Annotated in this window: 22 protein-coding genes; 11 read left to right on the top strand and 11 right to left on the bottom strand. The window is 26.8% G+C overall.

Annotation, left to right across the window (positions count from 1 at the left end; all coding sequences use genetic code 11):
• Nucleotides 1–97: 97 nt before the first annotated feature.
• From CP523_RS05900 to CP523_RS05885, 4 genes are all read right to left on the bottom strand, one after another.
• Nucleotides 98–1,354, bottom strand: a complete 1,257-nt coding sequence (locus CP523_RS05900) for an IdeS/Mac family cysteine endopeptidase (protein WP_120140665.1) — start codon at nucleotides 1,352–1,354, stop codon at nucleotides 98–100.
• 128 nt (nucleotides 1,355–1,482) lie between these two features.
• Nucleotides 1,483–2,772 (bottom strand): IdeS/Mac family cysteine endopeptidase, encoded by a 1,290-nt coding sequence (locus CP523_RS05895; protein WP_066675015.1) that lies wholly within the window; start codon nucleotides 2,770–2,772, stop codon nucleotides 1,483–1,485.
• Between the two features lie 13 nt (nucleotides 2,773–2,785).
• Nucleotides 2,786–4,042, bottom strand: a complete 1,257-nt coding sequence (locus tag CP523_RS05890; protein WP_066675013.1) for an IdeS/Mac family cysteine endopeptidase — start codon at nucleotides 4,040–4,042, stop codon at nucleotides 2,786–2,788.
• Between the two features lie 116 nt (nucleotides 4,043–4,158).
• On the bottom strand, nucleotides 4,159–5,421 hold the full coding sequence (locus CP523_RS05885; RefSeq protein WP_066675011.1) for an IdeS/Mac family cysteine endopeptidase: 1,263 nt from the start codon (nucleotides 5,419–5,421) through the stop codon (nucleotides 4,159–4,161).
• A 501-nt stretch (nucleotides 5,422–5,922) separates the two neighbouring features.
• Here CP523_RS05885 and CP523_RS05880 point away from each other — a divergent pair.
• The 6 genes from CP523_RS05880 to CP523_RS05855 all read left to right on the top strand — a co-directional run bounded on the left by CP523_RS05880 (nucleotide 5,923) and on the right by CP523_RS05855 (nucleotide 14,074).
• Entirely contained in the window at nucleotides 5,923–6,612 is a 690-nt protein-coding gene (locus tag CP523_RS05880) for a FadR/GntR family transcriptional regulator (protein WP_120140664.1), read from the top strand.
• Nucleotides 6,613–7,001: 389 nt separating this feature from the next.
• Complete coding sequence (locus CP523_RS05875; protein WP_120140663.1) at nucleotides 7,002–8,522, top strand: L-lactate permease; 1,521 nt, start codon at nucleotides 7,002–7,004, stop codon at nucleotides 8,520–8,522.
• A 29-nt stretch (nucleotides 8,523–8,551) separates the two neighbouring features.
• Nucleotides 8,552–9,340 carry an electron transfer flavoprotein subunit beta/FixA family protein gene (locus CP523_RS05870; protein WP_066675008.1) on the top strand — a complete coding sequence of 263 codons (789 nt, stop codon included), beginning with the start codon at nucleotides 8,552–8,554 and terminating at the stop codon, nucleotides 9,338–9,340.
• A 12-nt stretch (nucleotides 9,341–9,352) separates the two neighbouring features.
• Nucleotides 9,353–10,543 carry an electron transfer flavoprotein subunit alpha gene (locus CP523_RS05865; RefSeq protein WP_066675005.1) on the top strand — a complete coding sequence of 397 codons (1,191 nt, stop codon included), beginning with the start codon at nucleotides 9,353–9,355 and terminating at the stop codon, nucleotides 10,541–10,543.
• Nucleotides 10,544–10,545: 2 nt separating this feature from the next.
• Entirely contained in the window at nucleotides 10,546–11,946 is a 1,401-nt protein-coding gene (locus tag CP523_RS05860) for an FAD-binding oxidoreductase (RefSeq protein WP_066675003.1), read from the top strand.
• 817 nt (nucleotides 11,947–12,763) lie between these two features.
• Nucleotides 12,764–14,074: a HAMP domain-containing sensor histidine kinase gene (locus CP523_RS05855; RefSeq protein WP_207666566.1), complete on the top strand. Its 1,311-nt coding sequence runs from the start codon at nucleotides 12,764–12,766 to the stop codon at nucleotides 14,072–14,074.
• Between the two features lie 108 nt (nucleotides 14,075–14,182).
• Here CP523_RS05855 and CP523_RS15940 read toward each other — a convergent pair whose 3' ends face one another.
• The 3 genes from CP523_RS15940 to CP523_RS05850 all read right to left on the bottom strand — a co-directional run bounded on the left by CP523_RS15940 (nucleotide 14,183) and on the right by CP523_RS05850 (nucleotide 14,886).
• Nucleotides 14,183–14,341, bottom strand: a complete 159-nt coding sequence (locus CP523_RS15940; RefSeq protein ID WP_162925958.1) for a hypothetical protein — start codon at nucleotides 14,339–14,341, stop codon at nucleotides 14,183–14,185.
• 68 nt (nucleotides 14,342–14,409) lie between these two features.
• Nucleotides 14,410–14,568, bottom strand: a complete 159-nt coding sequence (locus CP523_RS15935) for a hypothetical protein (RefSeq protein WP_162925957.1) — start codon at nucleotides 14,566–14,568, stop codon at nucleotides 14,410–14,412.
• Nucleotides 14,569–14,676: 108 nt separating this feature from the next.
• Nucleotides 14,677–14,886 carry a hypothetical protein gene (locus CP523_RS05850; RefSeq protein ID WP_120140662.1) on the bottom strand — a complete coding sequence of 70 codons (210 nt, stop codon included), beginning with the start codon at nucleotides 14,884–14,886 and terminating at the stop codon, nucleotides 14,677–14,679.
• Nucleotides 14,887–15,139: 253 nt separating this feature from the next.
• Between CP523_RS05850 and CP523_RS05845 the strand changes: the two genes are divergently transcribed.
• The 4 genes from CP523_RS05845 to CP523_RS05835 all read left to right on the top strand — a co-directional run bounded on the left by CP523_RS05845 (nucleotide 15,140) and on the right by CP523_RS05835 (nucleotide 19,914).
• Nucleotides 15,140–17,089 carry a BglG family transcription antiterminator gene (locus tag CP523_RS05845; RefSeq protein WP_066674996.1) on the top strand — a complete coding sequence of 650 codons (1,950 nt, stop codon included), beginning with the start codon at nucleotides 15,140–15,142 and terminating at the stop codon, nucleotides 17,087–17,089.
• 21 nt (nucleotides 17,090–17,110) lie between these two features.
• The gene (locus CP523_RS05840; protein ID WP_066674994.1) at nucleotides 17,111–18,523 is read left to right on the top strand and encodes a PTS fructose transporter subunit IIC; all 1,413 of its coding nucleotides are present in this window, start codon (nucleotides 17,111–17,113) and stop codon (nucleotides 18,521–18,523) included.
• A 57-nt stretch (nucleotides 18,524–18,580) separates the two neighbouring features.
• Nucleotides 18,581–19,027 (top strand): PTS sugar transporter subunit IIA, encoded by a 447-nt coding sequence (locus CP523_RS16340; protein WP_066674987.1) that lies wholly within the window; start codon nucleotides 18,581–18,583, stop codon nucleotides 19,025–19,027.
• 125 nt (nucleotides 19,028–19,152) lie between these two features.
• Nucleotides 19,153–19,914: an HAD-IIB family hydrolase gene (locus CP523_RS05835; RefSeq protein ID WP_120140661.1), complete on the top strand. Its 762-nt coding sequence runs from the start codon at nucleotides 19,153–19,155 to the stop codon at nucleotides 19,912–19,914.
• A 157-nt stretch (nucleotides 19,915–20,071) separates the two neighbouring features.
• Here CP523_RS05835 and CP523_RS05830 read toward each other — a convergent pair whose 3' ends face one another.
• Both CP523_RS05830 and CP523_RS05825 read right to left on the bottom strand, forming a co-directional pair.
• A complete protein-coding gene (locus CP523_RS05830) occupies nucleotides 20,072–20,845 on the bottom strand; it encodes a hypothetical protein (RefSeq protein WP_066674975.1) in 774 nt (257 codons plus the stop codon).
• Nucleotides 20,846–20,922: 77 nt separating this feature from the next.
• Complete coding sequence (locus CP523_RS05825) at nucleotides 20,923–21,426, bottom strand: hypothetical protein (protein ID WP_066674973.1); 504 nt, start codon at nucleotides 21,424–21,426, stop codon at nucleotides 20,923–20,925.
• A gap of 468 nt (nucleotides 21,427–21,894) precedes the next feature.
• Between CP523_RS05825 and CP523_RS05820 the strand changes: the two genes are divergently transcribed.
• Nucleotides 21,895–22,086: a hypothetical protein gene (locus CP523_RS05820; RefSeq protein ID WP_066674970.1), complete on the top strand. Its 192-nt coding sequence runs from the start codon at nucleotides 21,895–21,897 to the stop codon at nucleotides 22,084–22,086.
• A gap of 88 nt (nucleotides 22,087–22,174) precedes the next feature.
• Here the strand turns inward: CP523_RS05820 and CP523_RS05815 are convergent, their stop codons facing one another.
• On the bottom strand, nucleotides 22,175–23,461 hold the full coding sequence (locus CP523_RS05815; RefSeq protein ID WP_066674966.1) for a glycoside hydrolase family 125 protein: 1,287 nt from the start codon (nucleotides 23,459–23,461) through the stop codon (nucleotides 22,175–22,177).
• 29 nt (nucleotides 23,462–23,490) lie between these two features.
• Nucleotides 23,491–24,084 carry a DUF624 domain-containing protein gene (locus CP523_RS05810; RefSeq protein WP_243106791.1) on the bottom strand — a complete coding sequence of 198 codons (594 nt, stop codon included), beginning with the start codon at nucleotides 24,082–24,084 and terminating at the stop codon, nucleotides 23,491–23,493.
• Between the last annotated feature and the right edge of the window lie 195 nt (nucleotides 24,085–24,279).

Here is a 24,279-nt window from a genome sequence, read left to right as displayed (position 1 = left end):
AGAAATAAAGAGTAAATATTTTACTATGTTAAAGTAAAGTATTTACTCTTTTAATTTATAATATTATAAGTTTTTATTTTAATATAAGTAACTAGAATTAGTTTTCATTAAAATACTTTTCCCATTGGTTTCTTTCTAAACTAAAAGAAAATAAATCTACAGTTTTTGCTCCCATATTAATATCTTTTCCATTATAAGTAGTCAGTCTAGCTCGTCCGTTAGAATCTTTAACAACCTTATAGTATCTCATTCCATAAAGAACTCCTTTTGATATTTCATCATCTTTATCATCAGAGTCAGTTGTATAAATTCCAATAATGTTTCCATCTTCATCGAAGCTAGCTCCCCAAAGGGTAATAATATGATCATATACAGCTATAGTCTTATGAGAAATACCTAATGCTACATCTTTTTTTAGCCATTCTAAAAGTCTATTGTTAAGTAAGTCGTATGTTCCTACGTAAGATCTATCAGTTAAACCAGGTTTTTTAAAGATATCTTTAAAAAATCCTCCCCTGTAATCAAAATGTGGTGAATCGTACTGTGGTATTGTTGGAAAATTCATATTAAACCCATTAATATACCATAGAAGAGCTCTATCAGTCCATATTGGACCAGCCCCAAACATTCTCTTAATTATATTAAAAATATCACTATTTGTTTGATTATGGAAAGTTGATGACGTACGAACATCTAAGGTTTTCTTAGAGTTTTTACCATTGTCAGGACTTTGTTGTAAATATTTATCTATGTAATCTTTATTTTGATCTAACCACCAGTGTAACATATTGGCTGCAACAGCTCCGCTACATAAAAGATTATCAGATCCATCTAGTAGCTTATTAATGTCATACCAGCCTTGTCCAGGTTTCCATGGAGCAACATTCATATTACAGTTAAATCCTAAATCAAGATTAGTAAAGTCACTTTCAGCTGGAGGGGTAATTCCTTTTACCCATACATTATATATTGATTTACCAGCTTCATCTTTTGTAATAGTTACATTATTATTTGAAGCTAATAGATTTTGAAGGGCTAAAGCCTTTTCAGATGGCTTTTTCACATATGAAGTACCTTCAAGTTTAGATATTTTAATAATATCAAATATATCAATGATACCATCATTATTAAAATCAAATTTACTATTCCAATTTGGATCATCTTTTTCAGTGTTATAATACTTAGAAATTTCATCTATATCAAGTTCATTGATAATAGAGTCATTATTAAGATCATATTTAGAGTCGTAGTTTAGTGCAGATGAATCTGCGTAAGTAGTTAAAGTTTTTGGAATGATTAGTGACAATATACCTGCAAGTAAAATTGCACTAATTATTTTAGAGTCTTTTAGCATTTATTCACCTCTTTCTAGCACGTGTTTAGGACATATATTTATATATGTGTTTTATTAATTAAATTATATCAGCTTATATAATTTAATTATTTATATAGGCTGATATAAATTCTATGTAAAATTAATATTTAGTTTTCATTAAAATACTTTTTCCATTGGTCTTTTTCTAAACTTAAATAATATAAATCTAATACTCTTGCACCAATATCATTGTTATTTCCATTATAGTTAGTCATTCTAGCTATTCCACTAGAATCTTTAACGATTTTATTATATCTCATTCCGTAAAGAACATCTTTTGATATTTTATGCTTTTCATCATCAGAGTCACATGTATAAATTCCAATAATATTTCCATCTTCATCGAAGCTAGCCCCCCAAAGTGTTATAATATGACTATCAAGAAAAGGGGATTTATGAGAGATTCCTAATGCTCGATCTTCTTTTAAACATCGTATAAGTCCTCTGTTAAAAGCATCGTATGTTCTAGCAAAGAATCTTTCAGTTAATCCATACTCTTTAAAAACATCTCTGAATACTCCACCACGACGGTCAATATGTGAGGAAATATATGGTGATTCTATTGGTGCTGGAAAATTAACATCAAATCCATTTGTATACCATAAAACAGCTCTATCAGCCCATATTGGACCGCGTCCAAGCCTGTTCTTAATAGTATTAAAAATATCACTATTTTGTTGATTATGGAATTCGGGTATTTTATGAATATCTAAAGTTCCATTATAGCTTTTCCCATTATTAGGATTTTGCTTTAAGTATCTATCTATATATTCTTTATTTTGGTCAAACCACCAATGTAACATATTAGTAGCAACAGCTCCACTACATAAAAGATCATCAGATCCATCTTTAAATTTATTGATATCATACCAACCTTGTCCGGATTTCCATGGAGCAACTTTCAGAGCATAATTGTTTCCTAAATCAATATTAGTAAAATCATCTTCGGTTGGAGGAGTAATTCCTTTTACCCATACATTGTAAATTTTTTTACCAGCTGCATCTTTAGTAGTAGTTACATTTTTATTAGCGGCTAATAGATTTTGAAATTCTAAAGCATTTTCAGATGATTTTTTTATAGTTTTTTTTATAGTTCTTTTTATAGTTCTTTTTATACCATTACGTTTTGAAATTTTAATGATATCAAATATATCGATGATCCCATCATTATTAAAATCGAATTCTTCAGTCCAATCAGCAGAATCTTTTTGATTGTTATAATGTTTAGAAATTTTATCAATATCAAGCTCGTTGATAATAGAATCATTGTTAAGATCATATTTGGAATCATAGTTTAATGTAGTTAAATCTGCATAAGTAGTTAAAGTTTTTGAAAAGTTTAGTGACAATATACCTGAAAGTAAAATTGCACTAATTATTTTAGTTTTTTTTAGCATTTATTCACCCCATTTAATTATTATCTTTATTAAAGTATTCTTCCCATTGGTCTTTTCCTAAATTGAAAGAATATAAAACTGAAAGTTTTGCGCCCCTATTATTTTCTTTTCCATTATAAGTAGTTATTCTAGCTCTTCCATTAGGATCTTTAACGGTTCTATAATATTTCATTCCATAAAGAACATCCTTTGATATTTTAGATTTTTCATCATCAGAATCAGTTACATAGATTCCAAGAAGATTTCCAGCTTCATCAAAGTTAGCTCCCCAAAGTGTAATAATGTGATTATAATTGACACCTGCATTTTCATAAGAAATTCCTAACACCTTATCCTCTTGTAACCACTCTAAAAGTCTAATGTTCAATAGGTCGTACGGTCCTATATAACATACATCAATTAAATCTTCTTGTTTAAATATCCCACTAATAAATCCTGCTCTAGTATCAATATATGGAGAAGTTGGCAAGCCTATACTAGATCCATTTATATACCATAATAATGTTTTAACACTAGATAGTACATTGTTACGGAAATACTTCTTTACTAGATTAAAAATATCACTATTTTTTTGATCGTGGAAGGTTGATGATGTACGAATATCAAGGGATTTATCTAAATTTTTACCGTTTTCTGGATTTTGAGCTAGATATCTATCTATATACTCTTTATTTTGGTCTAACCACCAATGTAGCATATTGGTAGCAACAGCTCCACTACAAAAAAGGTTATCTCCTGATTCACCTCTTACTTTATTGATATCATACCAACCTTGTCCAGGTTTCCATGGAGCAACATTTATGCTATAGTTAGCTCCTAAATTAAGAGTAGTAAAGTCACTTTCAGTTGGAGGAGTAATTCCTTTTACCCAGACATTATATATTGTTTTACCAGCTTCATCTTCAGTAGTAGTTACATTTTTATTAGCAGCTAGTAGGTTTTGAAGTTCTAAAGCATTTTTAGATAAATTTTTTTCTGGTTTTTTTATACCATTACGTTTTGAAATTTTAATGATATCAAATATATCGATGATTCCATCATTATTAAAATCGAATTCTTCAGCCCAATCAGCAGAATCTTTTTGATTGTTATAATGTTTAGAAATTTCATCAATATCAAGCTCGTTGATAATAGAATCATTGTTAAGATCATATTTGGAATCATAGTTTAATGTAGTTAAATCTGCATAAGTAGTTAAAGTTTTTGAAAAGTTTAGTGACAATATACTTGAAAGTAAAATCGCACTAATTATTTTATTTTTTTTTATCATTCGGTTACCCCCTTTTTAGCACGTATTTATATATGTGTTTTATTAATTAAATCATATCAGTGTAGATAATTCACTTACTTATATAAGCTGATATAAATTCTATGTAAAATTAATATTTACTTTTCATTAAAGTATTTTTCCCATTGGTCTTTTTCTAAACTTAAAGAATATAAATCTACAAGTTTAGCACCAATATTATTATCTTTCCCAGTATATGTAGTCATTCTAGCTACTCCGTTAGAATCTTTAATAATTCTAAAATATTTCATTCCATAAAGAACATTATTTGATATTTCATAATTTTCATCATCAGAATCTGTTACATAGATTCCAATAATATTTCCATTTTCATCAAAGCTAGCTCCCCAAAGGGTAATAATATGATCATAACTAGCTAGAGTTCTGTGAACAATTCCTAGTGCCTTATCTTCTTGTAGCCACTCTAAAAGTCTAATATTAAACAAATCATATGATCCTATATAAGATACATCAGTTAGTCCTCTTTCTTTAAATATATCTCTAAGAAATCCTACTCTAGCATCAAAATGTGGTGAAGTATATTGTGGGCCTATTGGAAAATCCATACTAAATCCATTTATGTACCATACTAATGTGCTATTAGCCCATAAAGATTTGTTACGGAAACAATTCTTTATTAAATTAAAAATATCACTATTTTTTTGATCGTGGAAGGTTGATGATGTACGAATATCAAGGGTTTTATTTAAATTTTTCCCGTTTTCTGGATTTTGAGCTAAATATCTATCTACATACTCTTTGTTTTGGTCTAACCACCAGTGCAACATATTAGCAGCCACAGCTCCACTACATAAAAAATCATCACCAGATCCATTTTTAGTTTTATTTATATCATACCAACCTTGTCCAGGTTTCCATGGAGCAACTTTCAGAGTATAATTACTTCCTAAATCAAGATTAGTAAAATCATCTTCGGTTGGAGGGGTAATTCCTTTTACCCATACATTGTAAATTTTTTTACCAGCTGCATCTTCAGTAGTAGTTATATTTTTATTAGCAGCTAGTAGATTTTGAAGTTCTAAAGCATTTTTAGATAATTTTTTTTCAGGTTTTTTTATACCATTACATTTTGAAATTTTAATGATATCAAATATATCAATGATTCCATCATTATTAAAATCAAATTTTTCAGTCCAATCAGCAGAATCTTTTTGGTTATTATAATGTTTAGAAATTTCATCAATATCAAGCTCGTTGATAATAGAATCATTGTTAAGATCATATTTAAAGTCGTAGTTTAGTGCAGATGAATCTGCGTAAGTAGTTAAAGTTTTTGGAATGATTAGTGACAAGATACCTGCAAGTAAAATTGCACTAATTATTTTAGTTTTTTTTATCATTCGGTTCCCCCTTTCTAATAATTGTTTATATAATCTTATACAAATAATATTTTAAATTAATATTTATTTATAATTAAAATTTTTTCTTTTAACTATTATAAAATTCTAGCATTAAGCACCTCAAATTTTATTAAAATAGATATACCTATTAAGTTATCTTGGCTAAATAAATTATAGAAAAATTTAGAATAATATTTTAATGAAGTTTAATCTATACCGGTAGTTAAAACTTAGTACTAATATACTAACTAGTAAAATTATACCAATTATTTTATTTTTTTTCAACATTTATCAACCTATTTCGAGTAAATTATTTATAATTTTTAAAATAAATTTATAATATTACTATATTTAATAATAAGTAGAGATGATAAAATATTATATTTTTATATAAGTAGAGTCAATTGAGAAAAAACATATTACTTTTTCTTTTTATAAAAATATTTTCGTGGTAATATATAAAATATATAAGATAATTAATTTGGGTATGGGGGTATTTTAATGTTTAATCAAGTTAAAAATACTAAAGTTTATGAACAAATTGTTGATCAGATAAAAGCAATGGTAGAAGATGGAACTCTTAAAAAGGGAGATAAGTTGCCAACAGAAAGAGTTATGGCAGAAGATCTTGGCGTAAGTAGGGCATCAGTAAGAGAAGCCTTAAGAGCTTTAGAAGTTGTTGGACTTATTGAAAGTAGACAGGGAGCAGGAAATTATATAAAAGAAAACTTTGGAGGATTATTATCAGAACCACTAGCAATAATGTTTATGTTGCAAGAAAGTAATCCCCTTGATATATATGAACTAAGAGAAGTTATAGAGCTAGAAACTGTAATATTAGCAACTAGAAAAAGATCAGATGAACATTTAGAAAAGATAAAAAATATTTTAGATGAATTAAAAGAAAATGTAGATGAAGATAACAATGTAGTTCTAGATAAAGAATTTCACTATACTATTGCAGCAGCATCAGGAAATAAATTGATAATAGATGTTTTAGAAGTTTTATCTCAATTAATAGATAAATTTATAAAGGTTTCAAGAAAAAATATATTATCAGATGCTGAAAACAAATGGGATCTTCTATCATTACATGAAAAGTTATATGAAGCAATAAGAGATAGAAATGAAGTAAGTGCTCATGCAATTATGAAGGATCATTTTGAATTGATTAAAAGATACATAGAATAATTTAAGTATAAATTTAGGTTACATAATAAAAAGTTAAATAAATAACAAAGACTTCAAGAATAAGTAAAAAAATCAAAAAATATAAAAATTTTCAAAATAGGAATATAGGCTATATGTCTATATTTTTTTTATGATTATTTTAATGTTATGAATGTTAAGTAAATAACAATTATAGAAAATATAGGAAATGTGGTATATAATAGTAGTCAGAAATTGGTCATACCATTTTACCAATGTAAAGTATGGTCCAATTTATGAAGTTTTATTCGCAGATTTATTAATAAAACTTAAACTTTATAAATTTTTGTTAATAAATTTTTACTTTCTTTTGGTATTGGTGTGAGCTGAGATTTTAAGCGTATATCCATATTCAAAGAGGGGTGAAGGGAATGAACGAATATTTAATGTTTTTTATTGCTTTGTTACCGATAGTACTACTAATTGTGTCCCTTGGAGTTTTTAAAATACCAGGTCACAAGATTTGTCCTATAGCTTTAGTTCTAACTATAGTTTTATCAATAATAGGTTGGAAAATGCCTTTAGGTGTATCTTTATCAGCTGCATTAGAAGGTATAGTACTTGCTTTATGGCCTATAATGCTTGTAATTATAGCAGCAGTATTTACTTACAACTTATCAGTTCATACTAAGGGTATGGAAACTATAAAGAAAATACTAACAAGTGTAACAACAGACAAGCGTATTTTAGTATTAATATTAGCCTGGGGCTTTGGTGGCTTTCTTGAATCAGTTGCTGGTTTTGGTACAGCAGTTGCTATACCAGCTAGTATATTAATTGTATTAGGATTTGATCCTATATTTGCAGCAATTATTTGCTTAGTTGCAAATACAACTCCAACAGCTTTTGGAGCAATAGGTTTACCTATAAATACATTATCTGAGCTTGCTAATTTAACACCAACACAACTTAGTAATGATGTTTCAATACAGTTATTTTTATTTGTTGTATTCATACCTATGGCATTAGTTATGATAACAGGTAAAAGCTTTAAATCAGTAAAGGGAGTGCTTGGAATAACTTTAGTTTCAGGAATAGCCTTTGCAATTCCGCAAGCTATATTTGCTAAATATTTAGGTGCAGAACTTCCAGCAGTTTTAGGATCGGTAGCATCATTAGCTGTAACTATATGGATGGCTAAAACTTTCCATAAAGATAAGCAAGCTAAAAACATTGATGAAAGGGTTTCTTTTAAAAGTGGAGTTATTGCATGGTCACCATTTATATTGATATTAGTTTTAATACTTTTATCAAGTCCTTTATTCCCAAGTATAAACGCAGCTTTATCTTCAATTAAAACTTCAGTGCACATTTACCAAGGACAAGATTCTATACCTTATACATTTACATGGATTGGAACACCAGGAGTTTTGATTTTAATATCAGGTTTTATAGGTGGAGCAATTCAAGGTGCTAACTTTAAAGAAATGTTAGGTGTATTGGGAAGAACAGTAAAACAAATGAGTAAATCAGGTATAACAATCTTATCAATAATAGCCTTAGCAAAGGTGATGGGATATAGTGGAATGATTAAATCTATAGCTGTAATTTTAGTTATGATTACAGGTAGGTTTTATCCTGTAATTGCTCCATTAATAGGTGCTTTGGGAACATTTATAACAGGTAGTGCAACTTCATCTAATGTTCTATTTGGGGGACTTCAAGTTGAAGCGGCAAAATCTTTAGCAATTGATCCATGTTGGTTAGCAGCAGCTAATACAGCAGGTGCAACAGCTGGGAAAATAATATCACCACAAAGTATAGCAGTAGCTACAGCAGCTACAGGAATTGCAGGAGAAGAAGGGAAAATTTTAAACTCAACACTTAAATTTTTCTTAGCTTATGTAATCATACAAGGAATAATTACATTCTTTGGTGCAGTAATATTTTAAAAAAATGGGTAGAATGGAGGAGAACTGTAATGAATATAGTAGTTTGTATTAAACAAGTTCCAGGGACTTCAAAAGTAGAAGTAGATGAAAAAACAGGAGTATTAAAAAGAGATGGTATAGATTCAAAAATGAATCCATATGATTTATATGCTCTAGAAACAGCTCTACAAATAAAGAATAAAGTTGGGGGGACTATAAAAGTAATTAGTATGGGACCACCACAAGCTATGGATGTTATAAAAGAGGCTTTCGCAATGGGAGCAGATGAGGGAACTTTAGTATCAGATAGAAAATTTGCAGGAGCAGATGTTCTTGCAACTTCATATACATTATCACAAGGTGTAAGAAAAGTAGGAGATATGGATCTTATAATTTGTGGAAAACAAACAACAGATGGAGATACAGCACAAGTTGGACCAGAAATGGCAGAGTATCTAGGTATTCCACATGTAGCAAATGTTAGACAAATTTTAGGACTTAATGAAAAGTCAATTACAGTAGAAATGGATATGCCAGATACTGTAGAGGTTTCAGAAGTTAAATTTCCTTGTTTAATAACAGTTGAAAAAGATATTTTTCAACCAAGACTTCCTTCTTATAAGAGAATGTTAGAAACTAAGGGAAGAAAGATAGATATGATTGCATTGAAAGATTTCGAAGATAAGGATGAGAAGAAATATGGTCTAAATGGATCACCTACTCAAGTTGAAAGAATATTCCCACCAGCATCAAATGATGCACATGAAATGTGGAATGGTCAATCAGAAGAATTAACTGAAAAAATGTCATCTAAGTTAAAAGAGTTAAAATTCATTTAGGGGGGATACGTAATGGCAAAGCTTGTTATAAATCAAGATAAGGTAGGAGATATAAACGAATTAATAAAAATATGTCCATTTGGGGCATTAGAAAATAATAATGGTAAATTAGAAATAAATGCAAGTTGTAAAATGTGTAAGTTATGTGTAAGAAAAGGTCCTAAAGGAGCTGTAGAATACGTAGAAGAAGAAGTTAAGAAAATAGATAAGAGTAAATGGAATGGTATTGCAGTTTATGTAGATCATGTAGATGGAGAAATTCATCCAGTTACTTTTGAACTTATAGGAAAGGCTAGAGAATTAGCTAAAAAAATAAATCATAAGGTTTATTGTGTATTTATTGGTACAAATATAAAACATAAGGCAGAAGAATTACTTCATTATGGAGTAGATGAAGTTTTTGTTTATGATAAGCCGCAATTGAAGTATTTTACAATTGAACCATATACTGTAGCGTTTGCAGAATTTATAAATAGTGTTAAGCCATCATCTATTCTTGTAGGTGCTACAACAGTTGGTAGATCACTTGCTCCAAGAGTAGCAGCAAGATTTAGGACAGGTTTAACAGCTGACTGTACAATTTTAGATATTAAAGAAAACACAGACTTAGTTCAAATAAGACCAGCATTTGGTGGTAATATAATGGCTCAAATAGTTACTCCAAATTCAAGACCTCAAATGGCGACAGTAAGATACAAAGTTATGTCTGCACCAGAAAGAGAAGATGAAATTAGAGGAAAAGTAACTATTTGCAATGTAGATGATTCAAAATTAAATTCTAATATAGAAGTTAAAAAGGTTACAAAGAAAGAAAAAGAACACAGTATTTCAGAAGCAGAAGTAATTGTTGTTGCAGGAAGAGGAGTTAAGAGTGAAAAAGACCTTAAGATGATAGAAGAATTAGCAGATCTTTTAGGTGGGGAAGTAGCTTGTACAAGACCTTTAATAGAATCTGGATGGTTTGATGCGAAGAAACAAGTTGGCTTAAGTGGTAGAACAGTAAGACCTAAGTTAATAATAGCCTGTGGTGTATCAGGTGCTGTACAATTTACAGCAGGTATGAATAATTCAGATTATATTTTTGCAATAAATAAGGATGAAAAGGCACCTATATTTGAAGCTGCTCACTATGGCGTAATTGGAGATATATATGAAGTAGTGCCACAATTGATTGAAAAAATCAAAATGGAGAGGGGAGAATAGTTATGAGTTACAAAAAGGTTGATAAACATGATATAGAATACATTAATTCAATTATAAATGATAGTGAAAGAGTTTTAGTTGGTGAAGATATAAGTGAAGATTATAGCCATGATGAACTTGGAGCTATAAAACAAATGCCTGAAATAGTAGTTCAAGTTTTAGAAACAGAAGAAGTTTCTAGAATTATGAAGTATGCTTATGAAAAAAATATCCCAGTAACTCCAAGAGGATCAGGAACAGGATTAGTTGGTTCAGCAGTACCACTACATGGTGGAATAATTATAGACTTAAGTAAGATGAATAAAATTTTAGAATTAGACGAAGAAAATCTTACTTTAACTTTAGAGCCAGGTGTTCTACTTATGGAAATTGCTAAATATGTAGAGGAGCATGACTTATTCTACCCACCAGATCCAGGTGAAAAAACAGCTACTATTGGTGGGAATATAAGTACTAATGCAGGTGGTATGAGAGCTGTTAAATATGGTGTTACAAGGGATTATGTAAGAGGGCTTGAAGTCGTACTTCCAAATGGAGATGTAGTGAACTTTGGTGGAAAAGTAGTTAAAAATAGTTCAGGATATAGTTTAAAAGATTTAATGGTTGGAGCAGAAGGAACTTTAGGAATAGTTACTAAAGCTATATTAAAACTATTACCATTACCTAAAAAAGCTATTAGTTTATTAGTACCTTTTAAAGATTTAGATACTGCAATTGAAACAGTTCCTAAAATTATAAAATCAAAGGCTATTCCAACAGCTATAGAATTTATGGAAAGAGATGCAATTGTATCAGCAGAAGAATTCTTAGGAAAGAAATTCCCAGATAATTCTTCAGATGCATATCTATTATTAACTTTTGATGGAAATTCAAAAGAAGATGTAGAAAAAGATTATGAAAAGGTAGCTGACATTTGCTTAAAAGAAGGTGCATTAGATGTATTTATTTCAGATACAGATGAAAGACAAGAATCAATTTGGTCAGCTAGAGGTGCATTCCTAGAAGCAATTAAGGCATCAACTACTGAAATGGATGAAGTTGACGTTGTTGTACCAAGAAATAAGGTTGCAGAATTTGTTAAGTTTACTAAGGAAGTTGAAAAACAATTTAGTATTAGAATTAGAAGTTTCGGACATGCTGGAGATGGTAACCTTCACGTCTATATTTTAAAAGATAACTTAAAGGAAAAAGAATGGCATGATAAATTAAATGATGTTATGGAAGCTATGTACCATAGATCAAAAGAGTTAAATGGAAAAGTGTCAGGAGAACATGGTATAGGATTTGCTAAAAAAGGATATTTACATGAAGCGATAGGTGATGAAATGATAAATATAATGGACGGGATAAAGAAAGCATTTGATCCTAAAAACTTATTAAACCCAGGAAAAGTATGTCAATAGTGTTAAAAAATAAATAACCTCCGAAAATAGTTTTCAATAGAGTCTTGTAAGCTAATTGTAATAATATTACAGTTAGACATTTACAAGGCTCTTTTAATTTAAGGTTTATTAAATTAAATTAAAAAAAATTAAGGGATAGTAGTAAACTTTAGTAAAAATTTGATAATATATATATATAACATTATAGTATGATACCTTTACTAATCTTTAGATTAATCATATGGAAGAAGATTTAATTGTGAAAAAAATTTTCAATGCTAAAAAACTAATAGAAAAAATAAATATGCTTTAGTTAAATTAATTTTAAGGACACTATATAAAGAATTATAGCAATTTTTTGAAATAAAGCATTTAGATATAAGTACAAATGGTATTATAAAAAGTTGAAAGGAAAAGAGGTTGATAAAATAGTTAAATTTAATATTTCATTTATATTATAAGTAAGCTTTTAATATAGTAGAAGTTAGATTAAACAACAAAGTATAGATTGAGATTCATCTATTAAAGAAGAAAATATACAATACGATAGTTTAAAAGTGTAGAAAGAAAAGAACAATAGAAGAATATTGGGGATTTAAGGTAGAATACTACTTACGCCATAGAAGTAGTATTTAATGAGTTTTTATAATTAGTAAAATAAAATTTATGAGAGAATTTAATTATAATGTACTGAGTTATAAAATTAACTAAGATACTGAAAATATAGAAACTCACATTAGAAAATTAAAGAAGAATGTGTTATTTTTAAAAATTTAAAATGGTATGGAGGGTAGGCTTATAGCCTTAAAATAGAGAAATGAAAAAGATTACTAAAAAAATGATAAAATGTATGTTTCTAATAAATTTAGTATCAATTTTGTTAGGAATTATACTTATTTGGGAACTGTTACCTTTGGTATATAATAATAATGAATTTAAAGAGCTTGAAAAAGTAAGTAAATATGTAGAAGAAGCTATAAAAAATAATGAAAATGTAGTTTTAGATAATACAATAGTAGCTTTATTAAGAGATGGACAAGTAATAAATATAGGAAAAAATGTTGATAGCCAAATGAAAAGTGATGATTTCGAAAGTTTAGGTGGAAGAAAGATTTATACTACAAAGAGTGGAAATAAATATGTTACATATAAAAGATCAATAGCTTATGGAGATTTAATAGTATATAAAAGCTATGAAGTTACAGAACAATTAATAAAAAGTGTTAATGTAATAATGATAGGTATATGTTGTTTATCACTTATATTTTCAACTTTATTAGCTATATATATAGGTAATAGATTCACAAAGCCTATAATAATTATACAAAATAGAGCTAAAGATATATCAAAAGGAATATATACTGGTAATTACCAAATAGATTCTAATGATGAAATTTCAGATTTATCTGATAGTATCGAGGAAATGGCTCTTGAACTTAAAGCAAAAGATAATATTCAAAGAAACTTTATTGCTAATGTAAGTTATGATTTTAAAACTCCATTAAGTATAATTAGAGCCAATAGCCAAGAAATAAAAAATGATTCTATAACAGGAGAAAATTTAGTAGAATGTAGCGATAAAATAATTCATGAAGTAGATATGTTAAATAGTTTAGTAGAAGAAATATTATTACTTACAAAACTAAAAGAAAATAATAAATTTTTAAAGTTAAAGGAGCAATCTTTAAAGATTTTTTTGTATGAATCTTTTAGAAGGATTTTAACATCTAAATCAGAATATAAATGTGGTTTTAAAAATGTAAAGTATAAAATAGATACTAGAGTAGAACACTTAGAAAAGTTTAATGTAAAAATAGATGAAAAGTATTTGTTTATGGTAATATCTAATATATTTAATAACGCTTTAGATTATTCAGAGTGTAGTGAAATAGCTTTGATTGTAGAAAACACAATTTATGGAATAAAAGTTGGAATTAGAGATAATGGATTAGGAATCAAAGAGGAAAACTTAAAATATATTTGGGATAAATACTCTACAGGAGATAAAAATAATGGAATGAGATTAGGACTAGCTATTTCTAAGGAGATAATTTTGGCTCATGAATTTAATTACGGTGTAAAGAGCAAAATAAATAAAGGGACAGAATTTTATTTTGTAATTCCACATAATTTAATAAAAATAAATTAACTTTTATATATTTTAGAAATTTTAAAATTAAATATTAAAAGTTTATTTTAAATATAAAAAACAAGGTACAAAAATTGTGCCTTGTTTTTTATATAATAAAATTTAATTTTAATATTTTCTTGATTTAAGAAAACTATGATTTTCTTTTCCATCATTAAAATAAGAAGAACCAACATAATTTAAATTAGTTCTATCAGGATACAATTCATTAGAAGAATATCCAAAAGATTTAAATTTAGTTTTATCTTTTTTAGAAAAACTTAACATTAAGATAGCACCTCCTAAAATTTAAAAACATTTAATTAAAATATCTTTAAATTTAAAATTAAAGTGTACTAATAAAGTTGATTAGTTTTACTTTTTCTTGCTATCTGGCTTTTAGATGGATATTTATAAAATGAAGTAGCTATATTGGTAGAATTAACAGGATCAGCAAACTCTTGTCCTACTGAAGGCGTAGTTCCTTTAGTTCTACTTTTTTTATTGTTAGACATATAAATCACTCCTTAGAATTTAAATATAAGGGGTTGAATTTAGTAAAAATAATTTAAGCAACTTTTTATAAATGTTTTATGTTTTAGAGTTAAAGTAGTTATCAATAATTAAGGATTTACATTTAGATCTTTATCTACATCTACATGTTCAGTGTAATCAAATTCCATATTAGCTATATTATTAACTACTATAGGATCTTCAACATTACTTGGAAGTTTTGTGACACCGCTAGTTTTTCCATGACTTTCTAAAGCGTGTTTAGGTGGTTTATAATTAGTTCTTTCTGTAGGTAAATAAGTAGTATATTTCTTATCCATATTAAATCACTCCTTTCAATACTTATTATTTGATTTGTAACGTTTTTAATGCCTAGTATTATCTTCTAAAAATAGAATTAAAACTTTAAATTACATAAATAAAAGTTAAAATGTAGATATAACATATAATTTGTCTCATATAAAATTAATTAATGATAATTTTATAAATGATATTAAATTTCCTCTAAAAGAGGAAATAATATAACTATGAATAGGTTTTCAAACTATTTATAATGAAGTCAAGGTGATATAAATGATAAATAATTTAAGACTCGAAAAAATTTTAAAAATATTACTAGATAGCAATAAAGTAGTTACAGGAGATCAACTTTGTAACACTGTTGGTGTATCATCTAGAACTATAAGGAGTGATGTAAAAGAGTTAAATAATATATTAGAAAGCGAAGGAGCTGTTATTTTATCAGAAAAAGGAAAAGGTTATATATTAAATATTTTAATAGAAGATAAATTTAAAAGTTTCTTGAAAAAGATTCAAGATGAAAATAGTTATATTAACTTAACAGCTGAAGGTAGAGCAGAATATATAATAATGAAACTCTTATTAAATGACCTTAAAGGAATTGAAGGAATTACACAAATAGATTTAGCCGATGAATTATTCATAAGTTTATCATCTTTAAAAAACGATATAAAGCTTGCAAAAACTAATTTAGATTTATTCTCTTTAGATATAGAGAAGTGTGGAAATAAAGGAATTAAAATTAGTGGAAACGAAGAATCTATAAGAGATTGTATAAATAGAAACTTAGCAAGTAACAATAAGTTCTTAAGAAAAAATTTTGAAAAAATTTTAAAAAAATCTTTTAAGGAAAAAAGCTTTATAGTTAGAGAAATCTTAAAAGACAATATAGAAAAATTTAATTTAAGATTAACAGATATAGCTTTTACTCATTTACTTACTTATTTATCAATAATGCTTGTTAGAAATGACATTGGAAAAAATGTTAGTTATGAAAGAAAAGAAATAGATAATCTAAATAAAGAACCTAAAATAGCAATAGCTAAAAGTATAGAAAATAGCATTAAAGATAAGTTAGATATAAAGCTTAATGAAAATGAAGTTTATTACATTACTAAGCACATAATTGCAAGTAGTTTAATAACAACAGATAAAGAGGTTAAAGTATCAAGTATTTATGATTCAGATAAAAATAATAATATTTTAACTGAAACTATACTAAAGTCTATAAAAGATACTTTTAATGTAGATTTTACTTTAGATAATATTTTAAAAGAATTTTTATCAGCACATTTAAAGGCGGCTATAAATAGAGCAAAGTATGGAATTAAAATGGAAAATAATATGCTTGGAATTATAAAAAATAATTATCCATTTGCTTTTGAACTTGGAGTATTAGCAAATAATATAATCAAAAAAGAACAAGGTGTTCACTTAAGTGAAGATGATATTGGATTTTTATCATTACACTTTGCAGCATCTCTCGAAAGATTAAAAGTACATAAAATAGAAAATGTAAAAAAGGTAATTATAGTATGTACAACAGGTGTTGGAACTTCACTACTTCTAAAAGTAAAGCTTGAACAATATTTCAAAGGAAGACTAAGTATAGTTGATACAATGCCTTGGTATGAGTTTAAGGAAGGGCAGTTAGAAGATATAGATTTTATAATAACAACAGTTCCATTAGAAATAAAATCTAAAAAGGTTGTATATATAAAAAATCTTTTAGATAAAGATGAAATAAAAAAAATAGAAGATAATTTAGAAAATATAGAGTATAAGGAAAATGCACTTATAAATAAATTTAAAGAGGAAATTTTCTTTAAAGATTTAGAAGCTAACACAAAAGAAGAAGTATTAGAGATGATTACAAATAATTTAATAGCTAATGGATATATAACGGAAGCTGTTAAAAGGGAAATTTTCTCAAGGGAAGAGTTAGCTAGTACTGAAATAGGTAATTTAGTAGCTATACCACATACAATGCATGATGATATAAAGAAATCAGTTATATCAGTAGCAATATTAAAAAAAGGTATAACCTGGGATAAAGAAAATGTACAAGTGGTTTTACTTATATGTATGGCTAAGGAAGATAAATATGAATGGAAATCAAACTTAGAACAATTATATAAAAGTATTATAGATATAGAGATAGTACTAGAAATTATTAAAAGTAATGATTTCAATGATTTTAAAAAAGTTATATATAAATTCTAAAAAAATAAGGGGGAAAAACAAATGAAATTATTAGCAATAACATCATGTCCAGTAGGAATTGCACATACTTACATAGCAGCTGAAAAGTTGAATAAGATGGCAAAGAAAATGGGCGTAGAGATAAAAGTAGAAACTCAAGGATCAACAGGGGCTGAAAATGTTATAACAGAGCAAGATATAAAAGAAGCTGATGGAATAATAATTGCAGCAGATAAAGCAGTAAGTTTAGAAAGATTTGAAGGTATGGCAATGATTGAATGTCCAATCAGTAGAGCTATAAAAGAACCAGATGTATTAATTCAAATGTTTTTAGACGGAAAAGTAGAAAAGAAAAAGACAAGTAAAATTAAATCAGTAAATGAAGCTAAAAAAGAAATGAAGTCAAAGCAACCAGCATTCTACAAACACTTAATGGGTGGAGTTTCATATATGATTCCAGTTGTAGTTGTTGCAGGGTTATTAATAGCAATTGCTTTAGCATTTGGAGGTCAACCAACTGAAGCAGGACTTGTAATACCAGATGGTTCATTCTGGAAAAAGATAGAACAAATAGGTGGAGCAGGATTTACATTCATGGTACCAGTTCTTTCAGGATTTATAGCTTATTCAATAGCCGATAGACCAGGTTTAGTACCAGGATTAATTGGTGGATATATAGCATCTAATGGTTACTTCTATGGATCACAAGCAAATGCTGGATTCCTAGGTGGTATAGTAACTGGATTCTTAGCTGGTTATGTAGCTAAGGGATTAAAATCAATAAAAGTTCCAGATATTATTAGACCAATAATGCCAATAATAATAATACCAATAATATCAACACTAGTAACAGGATTAGCATTTATATTTATATTAGGTGGACCAATAACATCAGTATTTGAAGGATTAACTAATTTCCTAGCAGGATTGTCAGGAACAAGTTCAGTTGTATTAGCTACTATTTTAGGTGCAATGGTTGCATTTGATATGGGTGGTCCAGTAAATAAAGTTGCATTTTTATTCGGTGTTTCAATGATAACAGCAGGTCATCCAGAAGTAATGGGACCAATAGCTGCATCAGTAGCAATTCCTCCAATTGGAATGGGGATTGCAACATTCCTAAGAAAGAAATTCTATAGCAAAGAAGAATTAGATGCAGGTAAAGCAGCATTTGCAATGGGACTTTGTGGAATAACAGAAGGAGCAATACCATTTGCATCAGTTGATCCACTAAGAGTTATACCATCATTAATGGTAGGTTCAATAGTTGGAGCTAATATTGCAATGTTAGGTAAAGTTACAGATATAGTTCCTCATGGTGGACCAATAGTTGCTTTAATGGGAGGAATTGAAGGTGTACTAATGTTCTTAGTAGCAATAATAGCAGGTTCAATGGTATCAGCTTTAATGGTAAATTATTTAAAAGGAATGAAATTTAGAAAAGAAGCTAAATAATATTAATAATTATTAATTTGAAATAATAAAAGATTGATTTGAAAAGAGGTAATTGGAATGAACAACAAATTATTTGACGTAAAATATATGGATTTAAACTTAGAAACAAAAGAGAAGTTCGCTACAATAAAACACTTAGCAAGCTTAATTGAAGATAGACTTGTAGATGTTGATAATTATGTAGAAGATGTAAAAAAGAGAGAAGCAATATCAACAACAGGTATAGGTGATGGCGTTGCTATACCTCATGCAAAATCATCTTGGGTAAAAGTACCAACAGTTGTAGTTGGAAAAAGCTCAAAGGGAATAGAATGGGAAAGCTTAGATGATGAACCAGTAAATATGGTATTTTTAATAGCAGTTCCAGAAGGTGAAGGAAATGAACATCTAAAGATTCTTCAAGTTTTAGCAGTAAGCTTAATGGATGATGATTTTAAAGCAGAAATTGAAAATGCAACTGATAAGAAAGTAATTGAAGAATTATTATTAGAAAAGACAAAATAATTCAATATAATTTAAAAGCTAGAAAATCTTATGGTTTTCTAGCTTTTTAAAGTTAATGAATATTCATTATTTATATGTAAAATATATTATATAATAATTCAAATTGTATTGAGAGGAGTTTTAAGGTGAAAAAATTATTAGCAACTGATTTAGATGGAACTTTAATAAACAATAATAGAATAAGTGATAATAATAAACAGGCTATAAATAATCTTAAAAATAATAATCATATTTTAGTTGTTTCAACTGGAAGACCTTATAATGGAATAACTTTTTTAAAGGAAGAAGATAATGTAGTTGCGGATTACTATGTGCTATTAAACGGAGCATTAATAATAGATAAGGAAGGTAAAACTGTTAAACATGAAGTAATAAAATATAATGATATAGTAAGTATATTAAAAAACTTTCAAAAAGAAAATATGGCTATCTCAGTAGAGACAGGATATACTACTTATGTATTAACAAAATGGGACAACCTCCCTTATGCAGACAAGACTAATTTAAATAGCATAGAAGAATTAAAAGATAAAGAAATAAGTTTAATATCAATGTATTGTAAAGATATAGATAAAGTAGTAATAGAAGAAATGAAAAATGAAATAAATAAAAAGTATGGAGACAAGATAATTGCATATAGAAATGATGTTTATATAGATATAGTTCCAGTAGGATGTTCAAAGGGACACGGTGTAGAATATGTGGCAAAAGTAGAAAATCTAGATAAGAAGTCAATATATACAATAGGTGATTCTTGGAATGATTTAACTATGTTTAATATAACAGATAACTCTTTTACATTTAATAATGTAGAGGAAGAACTAAAAAAGTATGTTAACAATTTAGTAGATTCAGTAGCTGAATGTATAATTGAATACATATTATAAAATTAAAATCTAAATGAAAATAAAAAGCAACTAATAAGATTAAAAGTTCTTATTAGTTGTTTTTAGATATAATTAACTTTTAATATAGTAAAATCTAGATTTTCATGGACTATATATTTAGATATAATACATTTAATTAATACAGTTAGAAAGCTAACTATAAATATTTACTTAAAACATCCTTTATATATTGAGGAAAAAACAAAGTTAAATCTGAATGATTTTTATAATTATGAATGTCAAATGAGTGATCTAAATTTAGCTCTTTAATTTTATTTATTAAAGGCTCTATTTCAGGCTCAAATGTTTCCTCTTCTGTAGAATAATGAAGATAAATTTTATTTTTGTTATTACAAGTAGAGTTTAATTTATCTTCTAATAATTTATTAAGATAATCTATTGAATACTCTTTAGTATCTCCCATAATATATTGAAGAATTTCTTCATGACCAGGTAAACTAAGATAATTACCTAATCTATATTGAGGAGCTCCGGATATAATTATACTATTGGTTCTATTTAACCCAAAGTATAATGCAGCATAGCCTCCTTTACTAGAGCCTATAAAAACTTCTTTTTTTATATTTAAATCATTAGATACTGAGTCTATTAAAGAAGATACATCTAATTGAATTTTAAAGTCTTTATCTTTGCCTAAATAATAAGCACCTCTACCATCAAAGCCAAAATCATCTAGTATAAATAGTTTATTAACTTTGAAGTTTTCAAGAGTTCTTATATAGTTATATCTAGCCTTTTGACCTTTTTTAGTACATGAGGTAAATACAACTAATAAAATATCCGAAGATTTATTTTTATCTAATAAATAATTTATAGTGTATTTTTTTCCTTTAAAAGATTTTTGCTTAAATTTCATATAATATTTAGTTTTCATTAAGTCTAAAAGTTTATAAAATTTATTAATACTCATTTGTCACCTCAAGCCGTAATGTTATGTTTATTATGTAAATGTTTTATTTCTATTTTTTATATAGAAATAAATATAATTTAATTATTAATATGAGTTAAATTTAAAATATCATTTTTAATAGAAATTTTAAATTTAATGTCTTCATCATATGAAATAACTCCAACCCCATCTTTATAAAAAGAGGAATCAAAAGATATGTAATAACCGATTTCATCTGGATAACCATATAAGTAAGAAACTACTTCTCCATTTTTTAAAAAGACCAAATGATTCATACCTTCACTTATAGATTCATTTATTGAATTACATTGAGATCCAATAGTTTCATAAATAGTTTCCTTAGTTGTATATGGGGAAAAAGAATATGCTTTGTCCCATTTAAATGAAGTTATATCAGATAATTTTATTATATCAGACTTTTCAGCTAAAGATAATAACTGTTTTTCTAATATTAAAGAGTTTGCGCTACAAGGATTAGCTTCAAAATAATTAAGAAAAAAAGAAAATATTAAAATGAATAATACTAAGATTATATAAAGAGAAATTGTTCTAAATATTAATGATGGTTTTATGAATAACATAAAAAACTCCTTTGATTGAAAATTTAACCAATTAAAATAATTATACTGATAAATTAATAATATATCAATTAATTTATTTATAATTTATTATTAATAAGTAGTAAACAATGGGGATTTATATGGAAAAATAGTAATTTTATGATATATTTAATTTAAAGTATATAGTAAAATATGAATTAGATAAAATTGATGATTTAAATAATTATAGTTATTCTTAAAATTTTATTAATTCTTAAAATTTTAAATTTCATTTATAGAAAGTAATATAATAATGTGTTATTATAATAAAAAATTAAAAAAAACCTTATATTATTAAATTTGGGGATTTAAAATGATATATTGGGATATTAAATATATTAGATGTTTATATACTAAAAATATAAGAGATTGTTAATATAACCGACTAAAATATTTTAGTTTATTTTAGTCGGGTTTTTTAAATCTTATTTTAAAAGAGGTGACTTTTTTATGATTAGTAGAATAGAAAAGCATGGATCTAAAAAAAATAAACAATCAACTAGTATTAGACAACATAGAATGAAAAGGTTAGAAAGAAATAAACTAAAAAAAGAAAAAAGAAGTAATAAAATTAGAAATATGTTACTAATACTATCTATAATAATAATAGGGGTACTAATTTATTACATAACAAATAGATAAATTTATGAAAATGACTATTTTACAAAATAAGAGAAGGTCTTATTGCCATTATAAGCAATAAGACCTATATATAATAAAAAAAAGAAGACTATAGAATTTTTTCATATATGAAGTAAGCAAATAAAGAATTTGACCAAGCAAACCAATCTCTTGTAAATTCCTTTGGATTATTACAATAAAAGCCTTCATGCATGAATCTAGTATCACCATCTGTATTTATTAATGTATTTAATAAAGATAAAATTTCGTCTTTATTATTAGTAGTAAGTCCAGCCATTGATAATGCTATATGCCATATATATTCAGGGGGAGTGTGAGGACTTCCTATCCCACTAGCTGCAGTTCCTTCATAATAAAATGGATTATTTTTGCTTAATATAAATTTTCTAGTATTTTGATAAATTTCATCATCAATATTTCTAAACTCAATATAAGGTATTGATAATAAGCTTGGTACATTAGCGTCATCCATGAAATTATAATTTCCTAATCCATCTGTTTCATAAGCATATATTTTACCAAACTCTTCATTTTCTATAATTCCATATTTTTCAATTCCATTTTCAATTTCATTTCTTAAATTTAATGCTTTTTCTTTAAGAGAATAATCATTATATATAGTTTCAGCAATTTCTTCTATATATTTTAATACAACTGATGCAAACATATTAGCAGGTATTAAATAACCATATTTACAAGCATCATCACTAGGTCTAAATCCTGACCATGTCATTCCAGTATATGAAACAGGGTTACCAAGTCCTTTATTGCATAAAGTATCTGTTTCAGAACAATTTAATCTTTGAAATGAATAATCAGATTTACCAAAGTGGTCTTGTTCAGTTGTCCATAAATCAATGATTATATTAAATACATTTTTAATTTCATCATTAAAAAATGATGTATCTCCTGATCCTTTCCAATATTTATAAATTAATCTTACAGGATAGCAAAGAGAATCTATTTCATATTTTCTTTCCCAAACCCAAGGACTATCCTTAGTTATATCGTTATCCCACTTTTGACCATTTGCTTCTTTATTAAAAGCATTGGCATATGGATCTATAAGAATACATTTCATTTGTCTATTTATTAATCCTGTAAAAAGGTCTTTTAAATTTTCATTTTCCTTTACAAAAGGTAGATAATGTTCAACTTGCGAAGTGGAGTCTCTAAGCCACATTGCAGGAATATCACCAGTTATTACAAAAGTATCCTTATCTTCAACGGTAACAGTAGTTTCTATAGTATTTATAAAACAGTTATAAAATAATGATTTTAATTTTTCATCTTTTATAGAATTAGACAGATCTTGTCCAATTTTAATTAATGTTTCTTTAATATTTTCTAGTTTTGTAGTAGTTGTCGAATTCATAGTATCCTCCTAAAGTTATATTTAAAATCTTATTTTGAATAACCTATCTCAAGTTCTTTTAATAAGGCCTTATTAGAGAATGCAAGTAAAAATGTAAATATACTAGAAATAAACAAAACAGTTGTACCTGGAGTTATTTCAAAGAATATAAGTGTAATAGCCGCAATTAAAACATTACAAATAGTAAGTATAGGTCTAGTAAATGTAAGAATAAGTGAGGCTTTAATAAGATCAAGATTTTTCATAGAAAATCTACTAAGTAATATATATATATAGGGAGTTGCTAAAAGCATAAATATTAACAATCCAGAAAATATACAAGTAAGTAGTAAATTATATTTTATAGTTGAGAAAAATCTAATATTAAAATGCAAAATAAATATTAAAACTAACTCACAGCACCATAATATAGTACTTTGTTTAAAATTCATCTTAAATCCACGAATAAAGTCTTTTACGATACTTAAATCTTTATCTCTCACTATTTTCCCCATACAAAATAATAATGTAGTAAAAGCTGCACCTGTAGGAATTAAAGTTACTAAAAATAGAGGAAAGTATGTGAAAATATTACTTATCCCTACAAATAAAAAGAATAGTATAAAAGGAATATTTAATATCATGAAAAAGATATTAAGTAAGAAAAACCAAAAAACGTAATTAAAAAAGTCAAATATTTTTTGCATATTAAAAGCATCATGCATAAAATTAACCACTCCTTTTGTAATTGTTTACTCAAGATGATTATAGTATAATTTATACAATGTCAGAATTCAAAGTTTTATATGACAATTCAGAATAATTCTATAAAAATTTCA

The sequence above is a fragment of the Clostridium septicum genome (genome assembly GCF_003606265.1).
Lineage (GTDB): Bacteria > Bacillota > Clostridia > Clostridiales > Clostridiaceae > Clostridium > Clostridium septicum.
This window is presented reverse-complemented; position numbering and strand designations above follow the sequence as displayed.

Bases quoted from the DNA above. Each gene is read 5' to 3' on its own strand.
- CP523_RS05900 (WP_120140665.1), bottom strand. From the start codon at position 1,354: ATGCTAAAAGACTCTAAAATAATTAGTGCAATTTTACTTGCAGGTATA.
- CP523_RS05895 (WP_066675015.1), bottom strand. From the start codon at position 2,772: ATGCTAAAAAAAACTAAAATAATTAGTGCAATTTTACTTTCAGGTATA.
- CP523_RS05890 (WP_066675013.1), bottom strand. From the start codon at position 4,042: ATGATAAAAAAAAATAAAATAATTAGTGCGATTTTACTTTCAAGTATA.
- CP523_RS05885 (WP_066675011.1), bottom strand. From the start codon at position 5,421: ATGATAAAAAAAACTAAAATAATTAGTGCAATTTTACTTGCAGGTATC.
- CP523_RS05880 (WP_120140664.1), top strand. From the start codon at position 5,923: ATGTTTAATCAAGTTAAAAATACTAAAGTTTATGAACAAATTGTTGAT.
- CP523_RS05875 (WP_120140663.1), top strand. From the start codon at position 7,002: ATGAACGAATATTTAATGTTTTTTATTGCTTTGTTACCGATAGTACTA.
- CP523_RS05870 (WP_066675008.1), top strand. From the start codon at position 8,552: ATGAATATAGTAGTTTGTATTAAACAAGTTCCAGGGACTTCAAAAGTA.
- CP523_RS05865 (WP_066675005.1), top strand. From the start codon at position 9,353: ATGGCAAAGCTTGTTATAAATCAAGATAAGGTAGGAGATATAAACGAA.
- CP523_RS05860 (WP_066675003.1), top strand. From the start codon at position 10,546: ATGAGTTACAAAAAGGTTGATAAACATGATATAGAATACATTAATTCA.
- CP523_RS05855 (WP_207666566.1), top strand. From the start codon at position 12,764: ATGATAAAATGTATGTTTCTAATAAATTTAGTATCAATTTTGTTAGGA.
- CP523_RS15940 (WP_162925958.1), bottom strand. From the start codon at position 14,341: ATGTTAAGTTTTTCTAAAAAAGATAAAACTAAATTTAAATCTTTTGGA.
- CP523_RS15935 (WP_162925957.1), bottom strand. From the start codon at position 14,568: ATGTCTAACAATAAAAAAAGTAGAACTAAAGGAACTACGCCTTCAGTA.
- CP523_RS05850 (WP_120140662.1), bottom strand. From the start codon at position 14,886: ATGGATAAGAAATATACTACTTATTTACCTACAGAAAGAACTAATTAT.
- CP523_RS05845 (WP_066674996.1), top strand. From the start codon at position 15,140: ATGATAAATAATTTAAGACTCGAAAAAATTTTAAAAATATTACTAGAT.
- CP523_RS05840 (WP_066674994.1), top strand. From the start codon at position 17,111: ATGAAATTATTAGCAATAACATCATGTCCAGTAGGAATTGCACATACT.
- CP523_RS16340 (WP_066674987.1), top strand. From the start codon at position 18,581: ATGAACAACAAATTATTTGACGTAAAATATATGGATTTAAACTTAGAA.
- CP523_RS05830 (WP_066674975.1), bottom strand. From the start codon at position 20,845: ATGAGTATTAATAAATTTTATAAACTTTTAGACTTAATGAAAACTAAA.
- CP523_RS05825 (WP_066674973.1), bottom strand. From the start codon at position 21,426: ATGTTATTCATAAAACCATCATTAATATTTAGAACAATTTCTCTTTAT.
- CP523_RS05820 (WP_066674970.1), top strand. From the start codon at position 21,895: ATGATTAGTAGAATAGAAAAGCATGGATCTAAAAAAAATAAACAATCA.
- CP523_RS05815 (WP_066674966.1), bottom strand. From the start codon at position 23,461: ATGAATTCGACAACTACTACAAAACTAGAAAATATTAAAGAAACATTA.
- CP523_RS05810 (WP_243106791.1), bottom strand. From the start codon at position 24,084: ATGATATTAAATATTCCTTTTATACTATTCTTTTTATTTGTAGGGATA.